Source organism: Pantoea sp. GL120224-02, assembly GCF_900215395.1.
Classification (GTDB): domain Bacteria; phylum Pseudomonadota; class Gammaproteobacteria; order Enterobacterales; family Enterobacteriaceae; genus Pantoea; species Pantoea communis.
In genome coordinates, this window is the sequence record NZ_OBEC01000007.1 from 80,946 (window position 1) to 105,814 (window position 24,869).

Annotated in this window: 23 protein-coding genes and 1 pseudogene; 12 read left to right on the forward strand and 12 right to left on the reverse strand. The window is 54.2% G+C overall.

Going from position 1 to position 24,869, the window contains the following annotated elements; genetic code table 11:
* Positions 1 to 2 precede the first annotated feature (2 nt).
* The 4 genes from CRO33_RS14575 to CRO33_RS14590 form a co-directional block, all read right to left on the reverse strand.
* Positions 3 to 1,007, reverse strand: a complete 1,005-nt coding sequence (locus CRO33_RS14575) for an ABC transporter substrate-binding protein (RefSeq protein ID WP_249221656.1) — start codon at positions 1,005 to 1,007, stop codon at positions 3 to 5.
* Between the two features lie 39 nt (positions 1,008 to 1,046).
* Positions 1,047 to 2,042: a substrate-binding domain-containing protein gene (locus CRO33_RS14580; protein WP_097118588.1), complete on the reverse strand. Its 996-nt coding sequence runs from the start codon at positions 2,040 to 2,042 to the stop codon at positions 1,047 to 1,049.
* A 126-nt stretch (positions 2,043 to 2,168) separates the two neighbouring features.
* Positions 2,169 to 2,777, reverse strand: coding sequence for a DsrE family protein (locus CRO33_RS14585; protein WP_058959112.1), 609 nt, complete (start codon positions 2,775 to 2,777; stop codon positions 2,169 to 2,171).
* A 34-nt stretch (positions 2,778 to 2,811) separates the two neighbouring features.
* A complete protein-coding gene (locus CRO33_RS14590; protein ID WP_058959113.1) occupies positions 2,812 to 3,417 on the reverse strand; it encodes a DsrE family protein in 606 nt (201 codons plus the stop codon).
* Positions 3,418 to 4,056: 639 nt separating this feature from the next.
* On the opposite strand from CRO33_RS14590, the gene CRO33_RS14595 reads away from it, so the two are divergent.
* A complete protein-coding gene (locus CRO33_RS14595) occupies positions 4,057 to 5,520 on the forward strand; it encodes a beta-barrel assembly-enhancing protease (protein WP_097118589.1) in 1,464 nt (487 codons plus the stop codon).
* Between the two features lie 5 nt (positions 5,521 to 5,525).
* Positions 5,526 to 5,873, forward strand: coding sequence for an arsenate reductase (glutaredoxin) (arsC, locus tag CRO33_RS14600; RefSeq protein WP_058959115.1), 348 nt, complete (start codon positions 5,526 to 5,528; stop codon positions 5,871 to 5,873).
* Here arsC and hda read toward each other — a convergent pair.
* From hda to upp, 3 genes are all read right to left on the reverse strand, one after another.
* On the reverse strand, positions 5,870 to 6,571 hold the full coding sequence (gene hda, locus CRO33_RS14605) for a DnaA inactivator Hda (protein WP_202403671.1): 702 nt from the start codon (positions 6,569 to 6,571) through the stop codon (positions 5,870 to 5,872). The genes arsC and hda overlap by 4 nt on opposite strands.
* A gap of 93 nt (positions 6,572 to 6,664) precedes the next feature.
* A complete protein-coding gene (gene uraA / locus CRO33_RS14610; protein WP_038645460.1) occupies positions 6,665 to 7,948 on the reverse strand; it encodes a uracil permease in 1,284 nt (427 codons plus the stop codon).
* 242 nt (positions 7,949 to 8,190) lie between these two features.
* Complete coding sequence (gene upp, locus CRO33_RS14615) at positions 8,191 to 8,817, reverse strand: uracil phosphoribosyltransferase (protein ID WP_034825735.1); 627 nt, start codon at positions 8,815 to 8,817, stop codon at positions 8,191 to 8,193.
* Positions 8,818 to 9,057: 240 nt separating this feature from the next.
* On the opposite strand from upp, the gene purM reads away from it, so the two are divergent.
* On the forward strand, positions 9,058 to 10,098 hold the full coding sequence (purM, locus tag CRO33_RS14620) for a phosphoribosylformylglycinamidine cyclo-ligase (protein WP_034825969.1): 1,041 nt from the start codon (positions 9,058 to 9,060) through the stop codon (positions 10,096 to 10,098).
* Positions 10,095 to 10,733 carry a phosphoribosylglycinamide formyltransferase gene (purN, locus tag CRO33_RS14625; protein WP_058959117.1) on the forward strand — a complete coding sequence of 213 codons (639 nt, stop codon included), beginning with the start codon at positions 10,095 to 10,097 and terminating at the stop codon, positions 10,731 to 10,733. Before purM ends, purN begins: the two co-directional genes overlap by 4 nt.
* Positions 10,734 to 10,870: 137 nt before the next feature.
* Here purN and pstB read toward each other — a convergent pair whose 3' ends face one another.
* The 3 genes from pstB to CRO33_RS14640 are packed head-to-tail and all read right to left on the reverse strand — an operon-like array spanning position 10,871 to position 15,339.
* Positions 10,871 to 11,638 (reverse strand): phosphate ABC transporter ATP-binding protein PstB, encoded by a 768-nt coding sequence (pstB, locus tag CRO33_RS14630; protein WP_038645455.1) that lies wholly within the window; start codon positions 11,636 to 11,638, stop codon positions 10,871 to 10,873.
* Positions 11,639 to 11,650: 12 nt separating this feature from the next.
* Positions 11,651 to 13,249 (reverse strand): phosphate ABC transporter permease PstA, encoded by a 1,599-nt coding sequence (pstA, locus tag CRO33_RS14635; RefSeq protein ID WP_097118590.1) that lies wholly within the window; start codon positions 13,247 to 13,249, stop codon positions 11,651 to 11,653.
* Positions 13,246 to 15,339 carry an ABC transporter permease subunit gene (locus CRO33_RS14640; RefSeq protein ID WP_097118591.1) on the reverse strand — a complete coding sequence of 698 codons (2,094 nt, stop codon included), beginning with the start codon at positions 15,337 to 15,339 and terminating at the stop codon, positions 13,246 to 13,248. Before CRO33_RS14640 ends, pstA begins: the two co-directional genes overlap by 4 nt.
* A gap of 182 nt (positions 15,340 to 15,521) precedes the next feature.
* Between CRO33_RS14640 and ppk1 the strand changes: the two genes are divergently transcribed.
* The 5 genes from ppk1 to mgtE all read left to right on the forward strand — a co-directional run bounded on the left by ppk1 (position 15,522) and on the right by mgtE (position 21,637).
* On the forward strand, positions 15,522 to 17,582 hold the full coding sequence (gene ppk1, locus CRO33_RS14645) for a polyphosphate kinase 1 (protein ID WP_097118592.1): 2,061 nt from the start codon (positions 15,522 to 15,524) through the stop codon (positions 17,580 to 17,582).
* Between the two features lie 5 nt (positions 17,583 to 17,587).
* Positions 17,588 to 19,111 (forward strand): exopolyphosphatase, encoded by a 1,524-nt coding sequence (ppx, locus tag CRO33_RS14650; protein ID WP_097118593.1) that lies wholly within the window; start codon positions 17,588 to 17,590, stop codon positions 19,109 to 19,111.
* A gap of 27 nt (positions 19,112 to 19,138) precedes the next feature.
* Positions 19,139 to 19,738: a tellurite resistance methyltransferase TehB gene (gene tehB, locus CRO33_RS14655; protein ID WP_097118594.1), complete on the forward strand. Its 600-nt coding sequence runs from the start codon at positions 19,139 to 19,141 to the stop codon at positions 19,736 to 19,738.
* Between the two features lie 150 nt (positions 19,739 to 19,888).
* Complete coding sequence (locus CRO33_RS14660) at positions 19,889 to 20,077, forward strand: YfgG family protein (RefSeq protein ID WP_034825717.1); 189 nt, start codon at positions 19,889 to 19,891, stop codon at positions 20,075 to 20,077.
* A gap of 126 nt (positions 20,078 to 20,203) precedes the next feature.
* A complete protein-coding gene (gene mgtE, locus CRO33_RS14665) occupies positions 20,204 to 21,637 on the forward strand; it encodes a magnesium transporter (protein ID WP_097118595.1) in 1,434 nt (477 codons plus the stop codon).
* A 1-nt stretch (position 21,638) separates the two neighbouring features.
* On the opposite strand, the gene CRO33_RS14670 is transcribed toward mgtE, so the two are convergent.
* Complete coding sequence (locus tag CRO33_RS14670; RefSeq protein ID WP_097118596.1) at positions 21,639 to 22,133, reverse strand: helix-turn-helix transcriptional regulator; 495 nt, start codon at positions 22,131 to 22,133, stop codon at positions 21,639 to 21,641.
* A 475-nt stretch (positions 22,134 to 22,608) separates the two neighbouring features.
* Here CRO33_RS14670 and CRO33_RS14680 point away from each other — a divergent pair, with 475 nt between their 5' ends.
* Positions 22,609 to 22,788 (forward strand): hypothetical protein, encoded by a 180-nt coding sequence (locus tag CRO33_RS14680; protein ID WP_034825711.1) that lies wholly within the window; start codon positions 22,609 to 22,611, stop codon positions 22,786 to 22,788.
* Positions 22,789 to 23,041: 253 nt separating this feature from the next.
* Here the strand turns inward: CRO33_RS14680 and CRO33_RS14685 are convergent.
* Positions 23,042 to 23,818: pseudogene (locus tag CRO33_RS14685) on the reverse strand (DUF3750 domain-containing protein).
* Between the two features lie 227 nt (positions 23,819 to 24,045).
* Between CRO33_RS14685 and CRO33_RS14690 the strand changes: the two are divergent.
* Complete coding sequence (locus CRO33_RS14690) at positions 24,046 to 24,372, forward strand: type II toxin-antitoxin system RelE/ParE family toxin (protein ID WP_141399018.1); 327 nt, start codon at positions 24,046 to 24,048, stop codon at positions 24,370 to 24,372.
* A 4-nt stretch (positions 24,373 to 24,376) separates the two neighbouring features.
* On the forward strand, positions 24,377 to 24,706 hold the full coding sequence (locus tag CRO33_RS14695) for an addiction module antidote protein (protein ID WP_097118598.1): 330 nt from the start codon (positions 24,377 to 24,379) through the stop codon (positions 24,704 to 24,706).
* Positions 24,707 to 24,869 lie beyond the last annotated feature (163 nt).

A 24,869-nucleotide genomic window follows, 5' to 3' on the forward strand; every position in this document is an offset into this window, starting at 1 on the left:
GATTAGTGAATCTCGCTCAGGTACTTCGCAGAGAACGCTTTCTGCGCATCGGCCATCTGCTGATAGTCGACCGTTTGGGCGCGTGCATAATCGCTATCCGGCAGGAAGAATTTCTTCGCTTCGGGTGACATTGCAGAAGTACGCACCGGGCGCAGGAAGGCATTGGCCCAAATCGCCTGACCTTTGTCCGACAGCACATAGTCGATCACTTTCTTGCCATTAGCTTCGTGTGGCGCGTTCTTCACCAGACTGATGACGTAAGGAACCGTCACCGTGCCCTCTTTCGGGATCACAAACGCAACGTTGGCGTGATCTTTATATTTGGCGCGATAGGCGTTGAAGTCGTAGTCGAGCAGAATCGGGATTTCGCCGGAAATCAGACGCGCATAGGCCGTCTGCTTCGGTACGATTGGCTGGTTGGCCTGCAGTTTCCTGAACCAGTTCAGCGCTGGCGTGAAGTCCTGCATGTTGCCGCCTTTCGCCTGGTTAACGGCCACAGCAGCCACATAACCGACAAAGGCACTGGCCGGATCAAGGTAGCCCACCATCCCTTTGTACTCAGGTTTCAGCAGGTCATCCCAGGATTGCGGCACTGGCGCGCCACCGAGTGCATCCACGTTGACCATAAAGCCCATGGTGCCCGAGTGCAGCGCGACCCATTTGCCATTCGGATCTTTCATTCCGGCTGGGATGTCGTCCCAGTGCTGCGGTTTATAATCGGTGATGACGCCCGCGCTGTCGGCCTGGATGCCGAAACTGACGCCGTAATACACCACATCTGCCACCGGATTGCCCTTCTCCGCCACCATTTGCGCCAGCGCCTGGCCGGAGTTTTTGTTGTCTTGTGGCACGGTGATGCCGGTGTCTTTGGCAATGGCTTTGAGCTGTGTACCCCAGTCAGCCCATTCGGGCGGACAGTTGTAGCAGATCGCGGTTTCGGCGGCCTGCGTCATCATACTGAACAGCGAACCGGCGGTCAGCGCGATCGCTCCTGCAAGAATTTTCATTTTTCGTTGGAATTTCATGGTGGTTCCCTGGTGTTGGTATCAAAAAGCGGTGGCTGGCGCGGCGATGCTTTCACCGCTCCGCAACCGATGGGCCAGTACGCGGGTGCCGCGGCTGGCTTGTTGTAACAACATATCGATGACACAGGCACCGAGCATGTCGGCTGGCTGAGAGACGCTCGCCAGTGACGGCGCAATCTGCTCGCCAATATCGATGCCGTCAAAACCCATCACCGAAAGTTGCTGCGGGATGCGTACACCGGCACGCGCCGCGGCACCAATCAGGCTGATGGCGAGCAAATCATTTGTACAAATCACCGCTGTCAGAGGTGCTGCGCCCTGCAACTGCGGTTGCAGCAGCGCGAAATCAGAATGGGTATGGCTGGCCATCTCAATCACCGGCAGCGCATTCAGCCCTGCGGCCTGCATCGCATCGCAGTAGCCCTGATAACGCAGGCGAGCGCGATCCGATTGCAGCATCGGCCCGGCGACCATGCCGATATGACGATGGCCCAGACTTAGCAAATGTTCGGTGGCTTCCCGCATCGCCTGCTGGTTATCCACGCAAATCGCTGGCCAGTGACTCTGCTGAGGCACGTTGTGCGCCAGGACAAACGGCATGCTGGCTTCATGCAGCGTGGTCAGAACCGCGCTGTTATCCGCATCGGCCACGGTCAGCACCAGGCCCGCCACGCGCTGGCGCAGCATGTGTTCGACGATCGCCGCTTCACGCTCTGGCTGATAATCACTGGTTGCCACCAGCAAACCGTATCCAGCCGCACGCGCCTGACGTTCCATCGCCTGTAACTGGCGTGAGAAGATCGGGTTGAGCAGTGAAGGCAACAGCACACCCAGCGTGGTAGAACTTTGCGTACGCAGCTGACGTGCAATGTGATTGGGGCGAAATCCGAGTTGCTCTGATGCCGCCAACACCTTTTCCAGCGTGTCAGGCCGCAACAGATGGGGATCAGAAAATGCGCGTGCGGCGGTAGCGCGAGAAACGCCAGCCAGCTTTGCCACACTGATTAAATCGGACATGTTCGCCTCGTGAATGAGCAATGAGATCGATCTCATTGGCGCTTAAAGTAGCGGCGAACTGTGACAGCAACATCGCGGGGAGATGACGAAAAAATGACAGCAGCGCGAACTGCTGCCAGGCAGGAATTACAACATCAGGAAGGCGTAACCTTCGTTTTGCAGCGAGGCAACTGTGGTGCCACTGGAGAGCGTATGAGTGACGCGCGTATCGATCCAGTCACGCTGTAGCTGATGGAACGCCACCGATTGATCGCAGATCGTGACCTTCACTCCCGCCTGCTTCAACTCATCGATCAATTTCAGGTTCGGGTTATCTGTGCCGTAAGCTTTGCGGAATTGTTCGTTATTCAGCGCGGCAGGCACGGCATCGCTGTTGATTGACACCACGAAATTCAGCTGATTTAGCGGCACTCCGGCAGCGTAATAAAGGTTGGTGACACGCGCCACGCGTTCCAGTCCGAGGTTAGGTTGACGGACATCCCCTTCCGTGCGGTTGATCTGAAAAACGACCTTATTGCTCAGGCCTGGCGTATTCGCGGGATTGTAATCCGGCGTATTCACAAAATGGATTTTGCCGTAGCCCGCGATGGCTGGCGTGCTCCAGAAGTCCGCTGGCTCGCTTTTGTTGTCAGCAAACTTGCTGCTGACCTTATCCACCAGCTCTGGAAGCTGTAACACATTACCGCCCACGAAACCCGCCAGTGCGGCGATAACAATATAGGACGCTGGACGCATTTCACTTCTCCTCGATAGAAGACCCTAAGCCCAATTACATTTGCAGGAAGGCATAACCCTGATTTTCCAGCGTCGACACCGTGGTCGGACTGGACAACGCATGAATAACCGATTGATCGATCCACTCTTTCGGGAAGTGATGGAACGCCACTGACTGATCGCACACCGACACTTTGACGCCTAATTTGTTGAGTTCGCCGATCAGCGCCAGATTGGGGTTGTCAGCTTTATAAAATTGCTGGAAATGCGCGTTATCCAGCATGGCAGGCGTGGCATCACCGGTCACAGAGACAACAAAGTGCAGCTGATCGGCAGGCACGCCTGATGCGATGTAGAGGTTAACTACGCGGGCGACGCGCTCCAGCCCAAGATTAGGCCGCTTCATGTCCCCTTCGCTTTTGGTGATTTGAAACACCACTTTGTTGCTCAGCCCGACTACCGGTTTAAAGGCGGCATCAGATTCGTAATGGATTTTGCCGTAACCATCGACAGCAGGCGTGCTCCAGAAACCTTCAGGATCGGTTGGCTCGGCAGAAAAATGGCTCACCACTCGCTGATAAATATCATCACTTTTGCTGACGGTGGCGCCAACAAACCCACCCACGATCGCAATCAGGGCGTAAGAGACAACAGAACGCATAATAACTCTCCGGCATGCACTGCGCTAATTCACAGTCCGTTTGAATAAAGTGCCTTATCTATATCACAGCGTGAGCAGGGCAAAAGTCCTGTAGTTTTGGCCTATCCGGGATTTTCATTGCGGAAATGATAATTAGTCAGGCTAATTGAATAATGCTTTCGATTGAGCTGAAGAGATGCCTAAAAAAATAACTGGCTTGAATCGACTGTCAGCTATTTAGTTTTTATCAAGCCAGGGGAGCTGAAAATATGACCATACTTAACTAAAATTTCGGCGACCCTATAAAAAATCACCATTAAAATCACTGATGGATAAAACAGGCCAGTTCACTGTTTTGACGTTTGTTTTTCAGAGTAAACCTGGAAAATTTCATGCCAGATTCAATTATTTTGAGCAACTTTACGTAACTTTAACTTCTGAACCTGTAAAAGCGCTAACCTGGTCGTGGCGGACTATTCAATTTTTTGCTGCAATCAGCGCCCGCTGTAGCCATTTTTTCATTTTAAGTCTGTGTCGCTTCTTCATTTGCTTGTTACCACGCGCTGGTTAAGATAGAAGCGCTGCGTCAAAGGAAAGTACGCGCAGAACATTTGAACGACTTACCTGTCCAATTGCAGGTGACTTTTACAGGATCAAGGCATGTTTAACCGGTTGAAAAAATCAGTGCTGGCGGCCCTTATTCCTACGCTGCTGCTGACGCCCGCACTCTCCGTGCACGCGGACGTGAGTGATAATCTGCCCGATATGGGAACCACAGCGGGTTCAACGCTATCCATTAATCAGGAATTACAAATTGGCGACTTCTACGTGCGCCAACTGCGCGCCAGTGCGCCGCTGATTAACGATCCGCTATTAAATCAATACATCAATGAGTTAGGGCAGCGCCTGGTGGCGCATGCCAATTCGGTGCGCACGCCGTTTCACTTCTTTCTCATTCAGAATGACGAACTGAACGCTTTCGCCTTTTTCGGCGGCAACGTAGTGCTGCATTCATCATTGTTCCGCTACACCGACAATGAAAGCCAACTGGCGTCGGTGATGGCGCACGAAATTTCTCACGTCACTCAACGCCATCTGGCACGTGCGATGGAAGAGCAGAAGCGTAATGCGCCACTCACCTGGGTGGGCGCGTTGGGGTCGATTCTGCTCGCCATTGCCAGCCCACAAGCCGGGATGGCGGCGTTAACCGGTACGTTGGCGGGTACGCAACAGGGTATGATCAGCTTCACTCAGGCCAATGAGCAAGAGGCTGACCGCATCGGGATTCAGGTGCTGCAACGTGCAGGTTTCGATCCGCAGGCGATGCCAGCTTTCCTGCAGAAGCTCGCCGATCAAAGCCGCTTCTCCTCCAAACCACCGGAAATTTTACTGACGCACCCCTTACCGGATAGCCGTTTGGCCGATGCGCGTAACCGTGCCAACCAGATGCGCCCGGTGGTGGTGCAGTCATCGGAAGGCTTCTACATGGCGAAAGTGCGCTCGTTGGGTATGTACGCTACTGGCCGTAATCAGCTGACCGATGAGCTGTTAAATGAATACGCCAAAGGCAACTCACGTGAGCAAATGGCATCGCAATACGGTAAAGCGGTGCAGTTCCTGCAGGCGAAAAGCTTCGACAGTGCGAAAAAAATCATCACCCCGATGCTGGCGAAACAGCCGGATAACGTCTGGTTGCTGGATATCATGACGGATATCGACATCGGTCTGAACCAGCCGCAGCAGGCGATCAACATGCTAACCAGTGCCAAAGGAAGCAGCACCAATCCGGTGCTGCAGCTCAACCTCGCTAACGCTTATGTCGAGGCGAAACAGCCCGCTAACGCCACGCGCATCCTCAATCGTTATACCTTTGCCCATCCCGATGACGTCAATGCCTGGGATTTACTGGCACAAGCCTCGGCAGCACAAGGATTACGGGATGAGGAGTTGTCGGCACGAGCGGAAGGATTAGCACTCAATGGCCAGCTCGATCAGGCGATCACCACCCTGAGCAGTGCCAGCGCCCAGGTGCCGCTCGGCAGCCTGAAACAGGCACGTTACGATGCTCGCATCGATCAGTTCCGCGAACTGCAAAAGCGGTTCCGTCAGTATCAGAAAGGATAAAAATAATGGTGAGCATTTATCACAACCCGCGTTGCAGCAAGAGCCGCGAAACCCTGGCGCTGTTGCAGGATAAAGGCATTGAAACTGATGTGGTGCTGTATCTTGAAACACCGCCTGACGTGCAGGCGCTAAAAAAACTGCTGCAACAGTTAGGCATGAGTAGTGCGCGCGATCTGATGCGCCGCAAAGAAGATCTTTATAAAGAGTTAAATCTGGCAGACAGCCAGTTGAGTGAAGATCAACTGCTGCAGGCGATGGTTGAGCATCCGAAACTGATCGAACGCCCCATCGTGATCAACGGTGATCAGGCACGAATTGGCCGTCCACCGGAAGCGGTGCTGGAGATTGTTTAAAGCCCCAGCGCTTCTTTGACAAAAGGAATGGTGAGCTTGCGCTGTGCGCTAATAGAGGCGCGATCTAACCGATCAAGCGTATCAAACAGCGTGCGCATTTCGCGGTCGAGGCGTTTCAGCAGGAAGCGCCCGACATCTTCCGGTAACTCAAAACCACGCAGCCCTGCTCGCATTTGCATCGCCTGGAGTTTGTCTTCATCTGACAATGGCTGCAAACGATAGATTTGTCCCCAGTCGAGACGGGAAGCTAAGTCCGGCAGGCCAAGATTGAGCTGACGCGGTGGACGATCGCCGGTGATCAGCAAACGCGTTTTGCCGATTTCCAGAATACGGTTATAGAGATCGAAGATCGCCATCTCCCACTCGGCATCACCGGCAATGCATTCGATATTATCAATGCAGACCAGTGCCAGGTTCTCCATGCCGTCCAACACTTCCGGCACAAACCAGGTGCGTTTATCCAGCGGAACATATCCCACCGCTTCACCACGGGCCGACATCTCAGCACAGGCTGCATGCAGTAAGTGACTACGGCCGCCGCCTTCACGTGACCAAAAATAGAGATAGCTGCCGTGTTGCTGAGAGAGTGCGCCTTGCAGCGCCGCCAACAGAGACGGATTTTCCCCCGGCCAGAAACTGGCAAAGGTTTCATCATCGGGTAAATAGAGTGGCAGTGAAAGCTGTGCCGGCGTGTTCAGAAGTACCTCAACGGATGAGCAGGCAGAAAACGGCGCAAGTTTATCACGATCCTTGCAAGAGATGAACCAGGCTTCCCTGCCCGGCAAAGCGCATTAACTTTCGCGCTTTTCTTCAGCATCCAGTACCACTTCCTCGGGCCGTAACAGATTGATTACGCGGAAAATCAGTGCCAACGCGACGCCAACGATGGTGGCCAGCGCCATGCCTTTCAGTTCTGCAGCGCCGATATGCACTTTCGCGCCGCTGACGCCGATGATCAGGATCACCGAGGTCAGGATCAGATTCTGCGCTTTGTTGTAATCCACTTTAGATTCAATCAATACGCGAATACCGGAAGCCCCGATCACTCCGTACAACAGCAGAGAAACGCCCCCCATGACCGGCACCGGGATCGCCTGAATTGCGGCCGCCAGTTTACCTACGCAAGAGAGCAGAATCGCGAAGATCGCCGCCCCGCCAATCACCCAGGTGCTGTATACGCGGGTAATCGCCATCACGCCGATGTTCTCACCGTAAGTGGTGTTTGGCGTGGAACCGAAGAAACCGGAGATCATGGTGGACAAGCCGTTAGCAAACATCGAGCGATGCAGGCCGGGATCGCGAATCAGATCTTTTTTCACGATATTGGCGGTAACGACTAAGTGGCCAACGTGCTCAGCGATCACCACCAGCGCCGCAGGCAGGATGGTCAACATCGCGGCCCATTCGAAGCGCGGCGTGTAGAAGGTTGGCAGTGCAAACCACGGCGCATCAGCCACCGATTGCCAGTTTACGATGCCCATAAAGGAGGAGAGCGCGTAGCCAGCCAGTACGCCGATCAGAATCGGGATAATGGCGAGGAAACCGCGGAACAGCACCGAACCAAACACCGTGACCGCCAGTGTCACCATCGAAATGATGATGGTTTTGCTGTCTGGCGAGGTGCCATCGGCTGGCAACAGACCGGCCATATTGGCTGCCACGCCCGCCAGTTCCAGACCGATCACCGCAACGATTGCGCCCATCGCGGCCGGTGGGAACATCACATCCAGCCAGCCGGTACCGGCTTTTTTGACGATCAGCGCCACTACACAGAACAGGAAACCGCAAAGAATAAAGCCGCCCAGCGCCACTTCATAACCCAGCGGCAACAGCAGCAGCACCGGTGAAATAAAGGCAAAGCTCGAACCCAGATACGCCGGGATTTTTCCTTTACAGATAAACAGATACAGCAGCGTACCAACGCCGTTAAACAGCAATACGGTGGCCGGGTTGATGTGGAACAGAATCGGCACCAGCACCGTGGCGCCAAACATGGCGAACAGGTGTTGTAAGCTGAGTGGAATGGTTTGCAGCAGCGGTGGACGTTCGTCTACCCCGATCGCGCGTCTTGTCATTATCTCTCTATCCCCATTAGTCGTTATGAATGCTGTTTGTTCAGGCCGCGCCATCAGGGAGCCGCGCAATTCATTACGCAATATTCCAACACGCTAAGTGCCATGTCGGGAAAAAGAGCGCGATAAATCGCGCCGCTACCAAAGGTGCTGGTGTTTATGCGGCACTGAACTAAAGGGCATTACTTGAGTTGTTGTGTTTTTGCCAAAAAAAAGCCGACTCTCTGGCCGGCTGGATGCTTTATTTATTTCGTTCCGAAGATCTTATCGCCGGCATCGCCGAGACCTGGAATGATATAGCCCTTCTCGTTCAATCCCTGATCGATTGACGCGGTGTAGAGCTCAACGTCTGGATGCGCTTTCTCCAGCGCCGCAATCCCTTCTGGTGCCGCCACCAGCACCAGTACTTTGATGCTGTTGCAGCCCGCTTTTTTCAGCAGGTCGATAGTGGCGATCATCGAACCACCGGTTGCCAGCATCGGGTCAACGACCAGTGCTAAACGCTCTTCGATATTGGACACCAGTTTCTGGAAGTACGGCACCGGCTCCAGCGTCTCTTCATCACGATAGACACCGACGACACTGATGCGCGCGCTTGGCACGTGCTCCAGCACACCTTCCATCATGCCTAGGCCCGCACGCAGAATCGGCACCACGGTGATTTTTTTGCCTTTGATTTGATCGACGTCAACCGGGCCGTTCCAGCCTTCGATGGTGACGCGCTCCGTGGCCAGATCGGCAGTGGCTTCATAAGTCAGCAGGCTGCCGACTTCTGAGGCCAGCTCGCGGAAGCGTTTGGTGCTGATATCATGCTCACGCATCAGGCCCAGTTTATGTTTGACCAGCGGGTGTTTGACTTCCACGATCTTCATGATTGTTCTCCCGGAATTGAGTTGAGCTAAAAAAAAATCGCCGGATTATACCGCCTTTTTGCCGCTGCGCCACTTGTCATTGGTCAATGGCTTAGCGCGATTCGCGTGATCTTAAGGATTGGCGAAAAATCAGCACTGTGCAAAGCGGCGTGAGATGGCACTCGCAAACGTTTGCCTGCGCTGATAGAATTAGCGCGCTTAATTTTTGCCACCAACCGCAATTCGCGTGGGGATTCCGCAGTGACCGACAAAACCTCTCTCAGCTACAAAGACGCCGGTGTTGATATCGATGCTGGTAACGATCTGGTTGACCGTATTAAAGGCGTAGTAAAGAAAACTCGCCGCCCGGAAGTGATGGGTGGGCTGGGTGGCTTTGGCGCGCTCTGTGCGCTGCCGCAGAAATACCGCGAGCCTGTGCTGGTCTCCGGAACCGATGGCGTCGGCACCAAGCTGCGTCTGGCGATGGATCTCAAACGTCATGACAGCATCGGCATCGATCTGGTTGCGATGTGTGTGAACGACCTGATTGTACAAGGCGCTGAGCCGCTGTTCTTCCTCGACTACTACGCAACCGGCAAACTGGACGTGGATACCGCTTCAGCGGTGATCACCGGTATCGCTGAAGGTTGCCTGCAGTCGGGTTGTGCGCTGGTCGGCGGTGAAACCGCTGAGATGCCAGGCATGTACCACGGTGAAGACTACGACGTGGCCGGTTTCTGCGTCGGCGTGGTGGAAAAATCAGAAATCATTGACGGTTCGAAAGTGCAGGACGGCGACGTGCTGATCGCACTGGGTTCAAGCGGCCCGCATTCGAACGGTTATTCGCTGGTGCGTAAGATTCTGGAAGTCAGCCAGACTGATCCAGAAACCAAACAGCTGGATGGCAAACCACTGGCCGATCACCTGCTGGCACCGACTCGTATCTACGTGAAAAACATCCTTAGCCTGATCGAGCAGGTGGATGTGCACGCGATTTCTCACCTGACCGGTGGCGGCTTCTGGGAGAACATCCCACGCGTGTTGCCAGACAATACTCAGGCGGTGATTGACGAGAAGAGCTGGCAGTGGCCGTCCGTGTTCAGCTGGTTACAGCAGGCCGGTAACGTCAGCCGTCATGAAATGTATCGTACCTTTAACTGCGGCGTGGGCATGATCATCGCGCTGAGCCCGGCCGATGCCGATAAAGCGGTACAGCTGATGACCGACGCTGGCGAACAGGCGTGGAAAATCGGTGTGATTAAAGCCTCTGACTCAGAAGAGCGAGTGGTTATTAATCCATGAAAAAACTGGTTGTACTGATCTCCGGTAACGGAAGCAATCTTCAGTCCATCCTCGACGCCTGCGCAAGCGGGCGTATTAACGGCAGCGTCGCTGCCGTTTTCAGTAATAAAGCCTCGGCATTTGGTTTGACGCGTGCGCAGGAAGCCAGCGTGCCGGGCCATAGCCTCGCCGCCAGTGACTTTGCCGACCGCGATGCGTTTGACCGCCAACTGATGCAGGAAATCGATGCCTATGCGCCGGATTTGGTGGTGCTGGCCGGTTACATGCGCATTCTCAGTCAGGCGTTTGTCGCGCATTATCACGACCGGTTGCTGAACATCCATCCGTCGCTACTGCCGAAATATCCCGGACTGCATACCCATCGTCAGGCGCTAGAGAATGGCGATGAGGAACACGGCACGTCGGTGCACTTTGTTACTGACGAACTGGATGGCGGACCGGTGATTTTGCAGGCGCGCGTTCCGGTATTTGCTGAAGATGATGAAGAAGAGATCACCTCACGTGTACAGCATCAGGAGCATGCGATTTATCCGCTGGTGATCGGCTGGTTTGTCGATGGTCGTTTGCAGATGCGCGATGGAAAAGCCTGGCTGGATGGGCAACCGTTGCCACCTCAGGGTTACGCACACGACTGATTTTCACCTTATTCAGCCGCTTGCAGACACGTTGCCCCGCTTAATTCACCCCAGTCACTGGCTGATGTCAGCGCCTGGGGCTGCTAAAACCTGTTGCCTTTCTGCGCCCTGAAAACGTAGCGCACGTTGCCTATCCCTTAACCAAATCTACCCGTAATGTAATCTTCGGTTTTGCGCGCTTTTGGCGAGGTGAAGATGCGGTCGGTTTCATCAAACTCCACCAGTTGTCCGTTATGCATAAACGCCGTGTAATCTGACACGCGCGCCGCCTGCTGCATGTTGTGCGTCACCAGCACCAGCGTGAAATGCTGCTTTAACGTGGTCATCAACTCTTCGATCACTAGCGTGGAAATCGGATCGAGCGCCGACGTCGGCTCATCCAGCAGCAATACTTCCGGCTCAATGGCAATGGCACGCGCAATCACCAGACGCTGCTGCTGACCGCTGGAGAGCGTCAACGCATTCTGTGCCAGCTGATCTTTCACTTCACTCCACAGTGCCGCTGCACGCAGTGCACGTTCACAAGCTTCGTTCAGAACGCGACGATCGCGTACCCCTTGCAGCCGCAAACCGTACACCACGTTCTCGTATATCGATTTCGGGAATGGATTCGGGCGCTGAAATACCATGCCAATCCGGCGACGCAACGCAGGCAGATCCTGATTCGCCTGCATCACCGCATGCTGATCGAGCAGGATTTCACCTTCTATGCGGCAGCGATCAATCACATCGTTCATACGATTAAAGCAGCGCAGCAGCGTTGACTTGCCACAACCGGACGGACCAATCAGCGCTGTGATGCGGTTTTTCGGGATGTGCAGATCGATATTGTTCAGCGCCTGGCGCTCACCGTACCACAGCGACAGTTGGTTAACGGTTAACGCGATGTCGTAATCGGGCGTCATCTAAAAACCTTTCTAGTGCGTCATGAGGCGGTAACGCTCGCGCAGCCGATGCCGCAGCGCCATCGCCAACAGATTGAGCGACAGGATGATCACCACCAGCAGCAAGGCGGTGGCGTAAACCAGCGGTCGATCAGCGTCGATATTCGGACTCTGGAAGGCCAAATCGTAAATCTGAAAACCGAGGTGCATAAATTTGCGGTCGAGGTGCAAATAGGGGAAAACCGCATCCACCGGTAACTCCGGGGCCATTTTCACCACGCCCACCAGCATCAGCGGGGCGGTTTCCCCTGCTGCACGCGCTACAGCCAGAATCAGGCCGGTGAGCATCGCCGGGACCGCCAGCGGTAACACCACGCGCCACAGCGTTTCCGCCTGAGTGGCACCCAGCGCCAGCGAGCCCTGGCGCAGATTATCCGGGATGCGTGACAGCCCCTCTTCGGTGGCGACAATCACCACGGGCAATGTCAGCAGCGCCAGCGTCAACGCCGCCCATAGCAGGCCCGGCGTGCCATAGGTCGGATTCGGCAACGCGCGCGAGAAAAACAGCTGATCAATCGTGCCGCCGATCAACCAGACAAAGAAGCCCAGACCAAACACGCCATACACAATCGACGGCACACCGGCGAGATTCACCACCGCGATGCGCACCAGCCGCGTTAACGCATGACGTCCGGCATATTCGTGCAGCCACACCGCCGCCACCACCCCCAGCGGCATCACGATGATCGACATCAGCAACACCATCAGCACGGTGCCAAAAATCGCCGGGAACGCCCCGCTCTCGCCGCCGCCTGATGTCGTGGAATCGCTGACAAACTGCCAGATTTGACTGAAGAAGTGCTGTACTTTCTGCCTAAACGACATCGCATTCGGATACCAGGCATCCACCACCTGCGCCAGCGGAATGATATGATCCTGCCCCTGCACATCGCGCAGCACCAACGTGTCGCGTTCGCTCTCATGTTGCAGATGGGTCAGTTGTTGCGCTAGTGCGCTAAAGCGCCGTTGCAGCGCCACGCTGTTGGCATCGAATTCCGATTGATCCTGCAGGGTGAACGTGCCGCGCTGACGTTGCTCATCAACTTGCTGCTGCAGGCTTTCCAGCTGTGCATTGAGGCGCGCCATTTGCACACGACGAATGTGGCTGGCCTGACGTAGCTGCTCATGGACTTGCGCCAACCGCTGATGCAGCAGCGCATCACGATCGCGCGCGGTCAGCACTTCATTGTCTTCCCGCAGTTCAATCAGCCAACCGTAAGCGTTGCCGCCGCTGCGGCGCTGTAAAACCACCGCATCTGCCGGGCGACGCGTTTTCGCCGCGCCCTGGCTATACAGCACACGGAAATCCGGTGCGGCAAAATCGCGATTGCCCGTTTTCACCACATAGCGCCACTGCTCGCCCTGCGGCTGTTTGTGCAGCGTTTCGCCCAGCACCATCACCGCCGAACCTTCCGGCGGCTGGAACAGATATTGATCCACTGGCTGCGGCCAGAAGGCGCGCATGCCCTGCCACCCCAGCAGGCCAATCAGCAAGGTAAACGCCAGTAAGCACACGGCCACCGCACCGGCAGTCAGCCAGCGCCAGCGATCGTTTTGACGCATCGCTTTCATCCCTGTCCCTCATGCTGGCTGTAGCGCTGGCGCAGACGCTGACGAATCAACTCCGCAACGGTGTTGATCACTAAAGTGAATATCAGTAACAACAGCGCACTCAGGAACAGAATTCGGTAATGCGCACTGCCCGCTGCCGCTTCCGGCATCTCAATGGCGATGTTAGCCGAAAGTGCACGTAATCCGGCAAACAAGCCACCTTCGCTGACCGGCGTGTTGCCGGTGGCCATCAGCACAATCATGGTTTCCCCTACTGCGCGGCCAAAGCCAATCATCAAAGCGGCAAATATCCCCGCCGAAGCGCCCGGCAATACCACGCGCGTCAAGGTTTGCCACGGCGTAGCGCCCAGCGCCAGCGAACCTTGCCCCAGCGCGCCCGGCACGCTGAATAAAGCATCTTCTGATAAGGTGAAAATCAACGGCACCAATGCAAAGCCCATCGCCAGCGCCGCGACCAATAAGTTGCGTTGTTCATAATGCGCCAACCGCTCGCCGATATCCGGCCACAACTGCGTGGGCAGCCACAGCGTCAGGAGTGTGACGGCCAGCAATACCGGCAGCAGCAGAATCACCTCGAAACCTGGGCGTCGCCAACGCGCTGGCAAATGCGGACTGAGCACGCCGCACAGCAATAAAGTCACCGCCAGCACCAGCGGTAGCAGCAACACGCCGACCAGCGCAGTACTCACGTGCGGTGCCAGCCAGACGCCGGCAATCAAGCCAATCACCACGCTTGGCAACGCGCCCATCATTTCAATGCCCGGCTTCACCCAGCGGCGTAATCCCGGAGACATAAACCATGCGGTGTACATTGCCGCCGCCAGAGCCAGCGGCGTGGCAAACAGCAGCGCCAGCGAGGCGGCTTTGAGTGTACCCAGCACCATCGGTATCAGACTGAATTTGGCCTGATAGCTGTCGCCAGCCGCAGTGGATTGCCATACCCAATCCGGCTGCGGATAGTTCTCGTACCAGATTTTTTGCCACAGATTGCGCCAGGTGAAATCGGGCCACGGATTATCCAGCGCAAACTGTTGCCACTGACCTTCCCGCTCCACAATCAGCGCATCACCGCGGGGTGAAAAGGCCAGCGCCTGGATGCCCGGTGCCAGCTGACGCGTCAAAATCGGCCCCTGCTGCTTACTGGCGAACAGTTTGATTTCCCCCGCAGCATTAAAGGTGGCAAACACACGACGCTGCGCCTCAGGCACAACCTTCAGCGCATCCTGGCTGTGATCAAAGGTATGAATTTCCTGCAACCGCGGCCCTTTATCGCCTGCGATGGCAAACCATTGCTTGACCCCCTGGGTATCCTGAATCAGCAGCGTGCGCCCCCCGGTGAGGATATGCAGGCTTTGCGGACGCTGGTTAAGGGTCTGCGTTTCGCGCAGCTGAGCGCCTTCTGGCGTGATTTGCCATACACGCAGCAAACGCCCTTCGCTGGCGTACAGCAATGTGCCATCGGGGGATAACAGCAAATGCTCGGCTTGCTGCTGTGGCAGCAAAATCTGATTAACGGTTTGCTGGTTCTCCAGCGTCATTACGCTGATGCCTGCCGGCGTTTGGGCGGCAATCCGCCATTGGTGATCGCTTAGCGAGGTGAGCGCCATGGTGGTGACCGCGCCTTGCGCCAGATGCAGCGGACGATCGCCAAACGGGAAGAACCATTGACCGTGGTTTTCGTGGATCAGCGGTTGCATCAGCAGCAGTGCGCCCTGCATATTGAGCAATACGCTATTGCTATTGCTGCTGTTGACCGCCGCATCAGGGTGCTGTTGCAGCACCAGCGCCTCAGCGGCGGGCTGCCCATCGAGTGGAATAAAGCGCGCCTCGTTGCGGCTGATGCGCCAGCCGAGATGCCCATCGCTGCCCATCGCCAGTACCTGGGCTTTATCCCAAAGCTGCATATTGGTGGTGGCTTGCATGCCCGGCGCGCTGAAAAGGGGTAACACCACCCAGATCAGCCAGAAGAATAGCAGCAGCATCAGCAGCAAAATGCCCACGCCGCAGCCTGTCACTACGCGACGAACAAACTGATCGACGGCACGACGACGGCGGTCGCTGAAATGGACAGGGATACGATTTATGCTCATGCAGGCCAGGTTACAGGTGAAAACACGTCGCTATGTTGCCCGTAGCTGATTGATAAGACAACCTTTGGCGTTGGACAAGCTTGCCATACTCTCGCCATAATGGTGACGGACACTGAGCGGAGGCGCATTTTTGCGATTTTCCCGCCGGACAATCCGTCCAGCAACAGCCTCACGGAGTCAGAATGGGTCAGGAAAAGCTGTATATAGAAAAAGAAATAAGCTGGTTAAGCTTCAACGAACGTGTATTACAGGAAGCAGCGGACAAAACGAACCCGCTAATCGAGCGCATGCGCTTCCTGGGAATCTATTCCAACAATCTCGAAGAGTTCTATAAAGTGCGCTTCGCCGATCTGAAACGTCGCATTCTGATTGGTGAAGAACAGGGCACCCCAACGACCCTTCGTCATATCCTGAAAAAAATTCAGCTGCGGGTGCAGAAATCGGATCAGGAATTCGATGCGCTGTACAACGACCTGCTGCTGGAGATGGCACGTAATCAGATCTTCCTGATTAACGAACGCCAGCTGTCGCCGAATCAGCAAGAGTGGCTGCGCTATTACTTCAAACATCAATTACGCCAGCACGTCACGCCGATTCTGATTAACCACGACACCGATCTGATTGAGTTCCTCAAAGACGACTACACCTATCTGGCGGTTGAGATTATTCGCGGCGACGATATTCGTTACGCGCTGCTGGAAATCCCTTCTGACAAGGTCCCACGTTTCGTCAATTTACCCGCTGAATCACCGCGTCGTCGCAAGCCGATGATCCTGCTGGATAATATCCTGCGCTATTGCCTGGATGAGATTTTCAAAGGCTTCTTCGATTACGATGCGCTGAATGCTTATTCGATGAAGATGACGCGCGATGCTGAATATGACCTCGTTACCGAGATGGAATCAAGCCTGCTGGAACTGATGTCCTCCAGCCTGAAGCAGCGTCTTAACGCAGAACCGGTGCGCTTTGTGTATCAGCGTGATATGCCGGATGCGATGGTGGAAATGCTGCGCCATAAGCTGTCGATTTCGAACTACGATTCGATTGTGCCGGGCGGCCGTTACCACAACTTTAAAGACTTTATTGGCTTCCCGAACGTCGGCAAAGCCAATCTGGAAAACCGTCCGCTGCCGCAAATCCGTCACATCGGCTTTGATGGCTTCCGTAACGGTTTCGATGCCATCCGTAATCGCGATGTGCTGCTCTACTATCCGTATCACACCTTTGAGCACGTGCTGGAGCTGTTGCGTCAGGCATCGTTCGACCCAAGCGTGCTGGCGATTAAGATCAACATTTATCGTGTCGCTAAAAACTCACGCATCATGGATGCGATGATCCACGCGGCGTACAACGGTAAAAAAGTGACTGTGGTGGTGGAGCTGCAGGCGCGTTTTGATGAAGAAGCCAATATTCGTTGGGCAAAACGCCTGACCGAAGCGGGCGTGCACGTGATCTTCTCCGCGCCGGGTCTGAAAATTCACGCCAAACTGTTCCTGATTTCACGTCGTGAAGGCGATGAGATTGTGCGTTATGCGCATATCGGCACCGGTAACTTCAACGAAAAAACCGCACGCATTTATACTGACTATTCATTGCTGACCGCCGATGCGCGCATCACCAATGAAGTGCGCCGCGTGTTCAACTTTATTGAGAACCCGTATCGTCCGGTGACGTTCGAACACTTACTGGTGTCGCCGCAGAACTCGCGCGACATGCTGTATAAGTTGATCGATGCCGAGATCGCCAATGCCCAGCAGAAAAAACCGGCGGGCATTACGCTGAAAATCAACAACCTCGTCGATAACGGCCTGGTAGATCGCCTCTATGCCGCGTCATCTGCGGGCGTGAAGATCAATTTACTGGTGCGCGGCATGTGTTCTCTGATCCCTGATTTACCGGGCATCAGCGAAAATATTCGTATTACCAGCATCGTTGACCGTTATCTTGAGCATGACCGCGTCTATATTTTTGAGAGCGACGGCGAGAAAAAGGTTTATCTCTCTTCCGCAGACTGGATGACGCGTAATATCGATCACCGTATTGAGGTGGCCGTGGCGATCCTTGATCCCCGCGTGAAGCAGCGCATTCTGGATATCATTGCCATTCTGTTGAGTGATACCGTGAAAGCGCGCATCGTGGACAAAGAACTGAGTAACCGTTATGTTCCGCGCGGCAATCGCAAGAAGGTGCGCTCGCAGCTGGCGATTTACGATTACATCAAGAAACTGGAACAACCCGAATAACGCCTATGCCAATTTCCCATAAAAGTACGCCGAAACCGCAGGAATTTGCTGCCATCGATCTGGGCTCAAACAGTTTCCACATGGTCATTGCCCGTGTGGTCGATGGCGCCATGCAAGTGTTGGGGCGTTTGAAACAGCGCGTGCATCTGGCCGATGGGTTAGATGCGCAAAATCGCCTGAGCGATGAGGCGATGGAGCGTGGCCTGAGCTGCCTGGCGCTGTTTGCGGAGCGTTTACAGGGATTCAGCCCGGCAAACGTCACTATCGTCGGTACGCACACGCTGCGTATCGCCACCAATGCCGAAGAGTTCCTGCAGCGCGCCGCAGAGGTGATCCCCTATCCGATCGAGATCATCTCTGGCAACGAAGAAGCGCGTCTGATCTTCATGGGCGTGGAGCACACGCAGCCGGAAAAAGGCCGCAAGCTGGTGATCGATATCGGCGGCGGTTCAACCGAACTGGTGATCGGTGAGGATTTTGAACCGCAGCTGGTGGAAAGCCGCCGCATGGGTTGTGTCAGCTTTGCCAATCTCTATTTCCCGAAAGGGGAAATTTCGCCTGAACACTTCCGTCGCGCGCGTTTGTCCGCGGCGCAGAAGCTGGAAACCATGGCCTGGCAGTATCGTCTGCACGGCTGGCAGTATGCGCTCGGCGCTTCAGGCTCGATCAAAGCGGCCTGCGAAGTGTTGATGGCAATGGGTGAGAAAGAGAAGCTGATCACGCCGGAAACGCTGGAGATGCTGGTCTCTGAGGTGCTGAAGCACAAGTCGTTTAATGCGTTGAGCCTGCCGGGCTTGTCGGAAGAGCGTAAAGCGGTGTTTGTGCCAGGGTTAGCGATTCTGTGTGGCGTATTTGATGCGCTGGCAATTCGCGAACTGCGCCTGTCTGACGGCGCGCTGCGTGAAGGTGTGCTGTATGAGATGGAAGGTCGCTTCCGCCATCAGGATATCCGCAGCCGCACCGCGCAAAGTCTGGCTAACCACTACGCTATCGATAGCGATCAGGCACGCCGCGTGCTGGAAACAACCGAGCAGCTTTATCTGCAGTGGCTGGATCAAAATCCCAAACTGGCAAATCCACAGCTCTCCGCGTTACTGAAATGGGCTGCGCTACTGCATGAAGTGGGATTGACCATCAATCACAGCGGCATGCAGCGCCATTCAGCTTACATCCTGCAGAACTCCAACATGCCTGGTTTTAATCAGGATCAACAGATGCTGTTGGCCATGCTGGTACGCTACCATCGTAAAGCGGTGAAGCAGGATGAGATGCCGCGTTTCACCTTGTTCAAAAAGAAACAGTTCCTGCCGATGGTGTTCCTGTTGCGTCTGGGTACGCTGCTGAATAATCAGCGCCAGGCCACCACCAAGCCGGACTCGCTCAAGCTCAAGGCGGATGACAGCAACTGGACGCTGACTTTCCCGCGTGGCTATCTGAGCCAGAATACGCTGGTACAGTTGGATCTGGAGCGTGAGCAAGCCTACTGGAATGATGTCACCGGCTGGAAACTGACGCTGGAAGAGGAGTAATGCGGGCTGCTGGCCCGCTGTATCACTATGACAACACGTCCCGATAACTATTACGCGGAAAAATACGGTCTGACGCCGACCCACTCCGAAGTGCTGGCTGCACTGCCAAAACTGGAAGTGGGCAAAGCGTTAGATCTCGGCTGCGGCCAGGGCCGTAACAGTCTGTTCCTGAATCAGCACGGTTTTGACGTGACGGCCTGGGACAGCAATCCGGTCAGCCTTGAGCGTCTGAATAGCATTATTCAGGAAGAGAATCTGGAGAACATTCGCACTGAACTGTGCGATCTCAATCAGGTGCGTTTCAACGGCGGCTATCAGTTCGTGCTCTCCACAGTGGTGATGATGTTCCTGCAACCGGAATCCATCCCACAGCTGATTGCCGATATGCAGGCCAGTACGCTGAAATATGGCTATAACCTGATTGTGGCGGCGATGAGCACGGATGATTATCCCAACTCGCAGAACTTCCCGTTTACGTTCAAATCCGGTGAGCTGAGCCATTACTATCGCAACTGGCACATCGTGAAGTACAACGAGGATATCGGTGAACTGCATCGTCGGGATGAAAACGGCGATCGCATCAAATACCGTTTCGCCACGCTACTGGCGCAAAAAGCCAGCTATTGATGACGAGGCCGCGGAGTGCGGCCTCATCTGATTTTGATCAACGCACCCTTAACCGTTACTGCTCATTTTTCACACAGCGATTGACCTGACAATCTAACTGTGACTAAATGTTGCCATCGCCCAGCCGGGCATTTACAGGAACCACCCTGCGTGAACAGCGCCATCCCTGCACGAAGACGTCCCAAAACCGGTACCATGACTCGCATTATTTTGCTGATCAGTTTCTTCATTTTGGTTGGCCGTCTGATTTTCATTATCCCCGGTGCGATTGAGCATCATCAGCAAAAAAAAGCCGCACCTGAGCCGGTCACCACACTGAGCACCAGCGATTCGCGCTAAGGAATTTGCGGGTCATCGTTGCTTGCCGCTTCACATTGCCCGATTGTGACAATGCTGCTTAATGCGCCCTGATTACCCGCAACGCGCTACACTTTGACCTGACTTTACAGACACAAGGGACGCGTTATGTCTGCTCCGTATGCACAACAATTAACTGAAATCCGTCAGCGCATCTTGCATCTGCTCCTCAGCGAGGACGATCTCGTTGATGTGCTGCTGGATAAATCTATCGATCTCAATGCCGCCGAGTTGCGGGAGATCACCGACTGGCGCCATCAGCTGGAAGAAGAGCTGCATCAACTGCACGCAGCTGACTTAGCGGATATCCTCGAAGCGCTACCTGAACAAGAGCGTCTGGCATTATGGCGCCTTGTGCCCTCCGAACAGCGCGGTCGCGTGCTGGTCGAAGCCTCTGAAACCGTCTGGGCCAGCCTGACGGAAGGTATGACTGATCGCGAGATTCTGCACGCTATTGAGCCGCTGGACATCGACGATCAGGTATATCTGGCACGCTATCTGCCGCGCGATTTAACCGGACGTTTACTCACCACGCTGGAGCCAAACCTGCGTGCACGCCTGCTGGAAGTGATCGAGCTTGATCGCGACCGCGTGGGCCAGGTGATGGATTTCAATATTCTGACCGTCCGATCTGACGTGACCCTCGCCACCGTGCAGCGCTTTCTGCGCAAGCGCAAAAGCATGCCGGATGGTACCGATAAAATCTTTATTACTGACGAACAGAATCAGTTGCTGGGTGAGTTAACACTCACCGACATTTTACTCAACAAGCCAAAGACGCTGGTTTCGGATGTGATGAATGCGCGCCCGACCACCTTTCAGCTCGACGACAAAGCCGAAGAAGCAGCCAGTGCCTTTGAGCGTTATAACCTGATCTCTGCCGCCGTTATTGATGCGAAAGGTAAGTTGATTGGCCGTATTACCGTGGAAGACGTGATCGATCTGGTTAACGAAGAGAACGAAAGTAACATTCGTAAGATGGGCGGTATCAGCCAGGGTGAGGACGTGTTCGCGCCGGTGCGCAAAGCGGTGGGTAAACGCTGGGCGTGGCTCGCCATCAATCTGTGTACCGCATTTATCGCTTCTCGCGTAATTGGCCTGTTTGAAGAGACCATTTCTCAACTGGTGGCGCTCGCGGCGCTGATGCCTATCGTTGCCGGGATTGGCGGTAACACAGGTAACCAAACCATCACCATGATTGTGCGTGCGCTGGCGCTGCATCAGGTGGAACCCGGTAACTTCTCCTTCCTGGTGGTACGTGAACTCGGCGTTGCCCTGATTAACGGGCTGTTCTGGGGCGGCATCATGGGAAGCATCACCTGGTTGATGTACGACAATATGCAACTCGGTGGCGTGATGATGCTGGCGATGGTGCTTAACCTGCTGCTGGCGGCGCTCATGGGTGTACTGATTCCGTTGATCATGACCAAGATGAAACGCGACCCAGCGGTAGGCTCCAGCGTGCTGATCACCGCTATCACCGACACCGGCGGTTTCTTTATTTTCCTCGGTCTGGCAACGGTGTTTTTGCTGCACCATTAAATCAAAGACAGTGCGCGTAACGTTGCAGCGCTTGCTGCAAATTGAGTTGCAACGTTGCGTGCGCCAGTTCCCGGATGCCTGGTGTTACGCGGGATGAACCGCGTTGATTTAACCACTCGACCACATCGATAAGGTGCCACAGCGCGGTTTTACCATCATGAATTGGACGTGGAAACTGCGGGGTGTGAGTAAGCATTAACTTCCGCATATTCTGGCGCGATACGCCGATCAACTCGGCGATATCCGTAAGGCCGACCAGATCGGGGGCCGCTTCAATCAGTTCGGCATCGGGTAAAGCCTGAATGACTTCGGCTAAAGCATCGCGAATCGCTTGCTGTGCACTCTCCGCTTCCCGGCAGTACATCAGACTCAATTTACCGGCTACGCCAGTGCCCACCAGCGCATCAGTGCAACCGGCAGCACCGAGTCGCTCCAGGGCTTCGTCATCAGAAACAGCGTCACTCAACTGAAAACGTAACGTGAATTCAAATTCCATTTTTACATCCTTATCGTTTCACTCTTGAGCAGTTATCCACCACTCGCTTTAACATCCTGGCATGATTTTCAGGGCTCTTAGGCGTGCTCCAAATGCAAGTAATACAGAAATCACCGCATCGACACTCTGCTGAATTCTCCGGGCAATACATTTTTCCCCACGCATGATGCCCACCCTGCGCAATTTTCCATCCCTGAACTTCTGCATAACGTAAAACGCTTTCAATCTCTTTGTGCGGGTGTCGCTTCCTTTCTGACATTGCATGCCACCTTATACCTTGAACATTAGGTTGTCAACTGACAACCACCTTCAGTTTTCAGATGCTATGTCATCAGCATTTAAGGCGTGAGAGAACAAGAAGTGTCCTGTGATCCCGGATTTAATTTGAGGTTGGATACCAGCGCACAAAATCGAGCGCACCTGAGTTCAAGCGCATATACACTTAGCGCTATCACTGACCTGAGGGAGAAACAGCATGTTTAAAGTTGATGATTTTGTGCAGTCGAAGACCGGTGGCCCAAAGATGCAGGTCACACGGGTTGAAGGGGAGTTGCTATGGTGTGCACGTATTGACGATCCCATCAAACGTGAGATCGAAGTCAGAGCAGATAGCGTGAATTTGTATCACGAAGAAGGCGATTTCGGCGTGTGCTGATTCTTCCGTTACGCGATAAATAGCGCCGCTACTGGTCAGTGCACCCTGCCATAGCGGCGTAATTTATTGTGTAATGCCTGGTTTTGCTCGCCATGAATGACGCGCTACGCTGCTCGGTGCGGTTAATGACGCCCTTACATTGTTTGGTGCGGTTTTCATAAAGTGCGCATTCATGCGTACCAGGTTAAAGACGCACTCACTGGCTTAAGTGAATGGCATTACGCAATTTTTTGCATGACGTGAACGCAGACAATCACGGATTGTCCTTTTGCAGATTATCTTGCCCAATTCCGCCAATAAACGGCAAGCGCAGTTTTAATGGCGCGAAGTCCAGCCCCAGATTCAATCCCAATACATTCACTTCCAACCCTTCTTACGCACCCAAGGTAACGCCTAACACACCCAGCAAGGACACCTGTAACCCACGCCCCGACGGTGGTAATCCAATGGGATGAAGCAGAGAGCGATAGTCTTTGCCTAACGCATTAGCAGGCAGGTCTAACTTTAATGCAGGTACTTCACGGCCAATGTGCGCCATAAAGGTGTTGCTGTTCGGTCCCGGCCACGCGTGATAGGTCGTTGGCCACGGGTAGGATTTTATCGCCGCTTCGATCTGCGGAATCATCGCTTCTGCTTCCTTGCCGCGATGCTCCACCAGTAAACGCGGTTTCGCGCCGTACCAGTATCCGTCCGGCAGGTTTGCGTTGCGACGCACCTTGTCGCCACTGCCCCAGCTGATCACTTCGTAACGGTTGTACTGCGTCTCTCCCGCGCGTTTGAAAATGATCCACGGATGCACCGCGACAGCGCCCTTCCAGCCATATGTGGGCGCGGCATAGACCTGCACGATGGCCAGATTGGCATATTGATGTGGGTCCGGCGCTAACCCGGCCGAATCCCGTCGCGCCGTCGCCCAGCCACCGCGCTCACTGGTTAACTCACCGGTGCGCGTGGCTTGCGCCAGACTGGCCGCCAGTGAGAGCAGCACAATACAGAGGAAAGAGAGGAGAAAGGCTTTCAATGGCAGCATCGACGGCGTCCTGATGATTAACAATTCACCTGCCATCATGCATTGATAGAGGTGAGTTTGTATTCACTAACTATGCGATAGGGCAAATCGTTCTGAAAACCGATGTTAGTTGGCCACAAAAGAATGGAGTGTATCTCGCAGATGCACACTCTTCGCTGACCCTTGCGTTGCATCAACGTCGCTTATAAAAGACAATTTTTGCTGGATTGAATGCTTGCGAGGACGCTATGCTGTATACCACTAAACGTTATCAGGATGCTGATGGCAAAGTTCCCTATACCGAATGGATAATCAAATTAAGAAAGAAGGATCCTCGCGCCGCAGCAAAGATAGATACTCGAGTGGATCGCGCTGAAAGTGGAAACTTTGGCGACTACCGATTTGAAAGAGAGGGTGTTTGGGAATTAAAAATCGATTATGGCCCCGGTTACCGCGTCTACTACGCACTCGATGGAGATAGGATAATTTTGCTTCTCATTGGGGGAGATAAATCGTCCCAAAAACAAGACTTAGCAAAAGCCGTAAAATTTTGGCGTGAATATCAAATGAGGTAATAGCATGACTATCATCACTCAATCTGTATCAAAGAAAAAAGCAGTCAGTCACGACGATGCGATGGTAGCAGAGCTGCGAGAAAACCCTGATTACGCTGAAATCTACCTGCAAACGGCATTGGAAGATATCTACGAAGAAGGTGGGATAGCTGCCTTTCTGATCGCCCTTCGCCGGGTAGTTGAAGCCCGGGGTGGCATCAGCGAAATCTCTCGTAAGTCCGGGTTGTCGCGTCAGCAGTTGTACAAAACGCTTTCAGAAAAAGGAAATCCAACGCTCACTACCCTAACAGAGATTACCCGTGCAGCGGGCGTGAGGCTCATTCCTCACCTCTAAAAAAAGCCCGCATTTAAGCGGGCTTGATAGGCAATTCAATTAGTAGAAATAATTCCCACTTGATCAGCAATGAAGCAATATAAAAAACAACAGTTGGTTTAACATGATTTGGTAATACTAAGACAAATACCATACTCTGAAATGCAATTACCGCAAGTTGAGC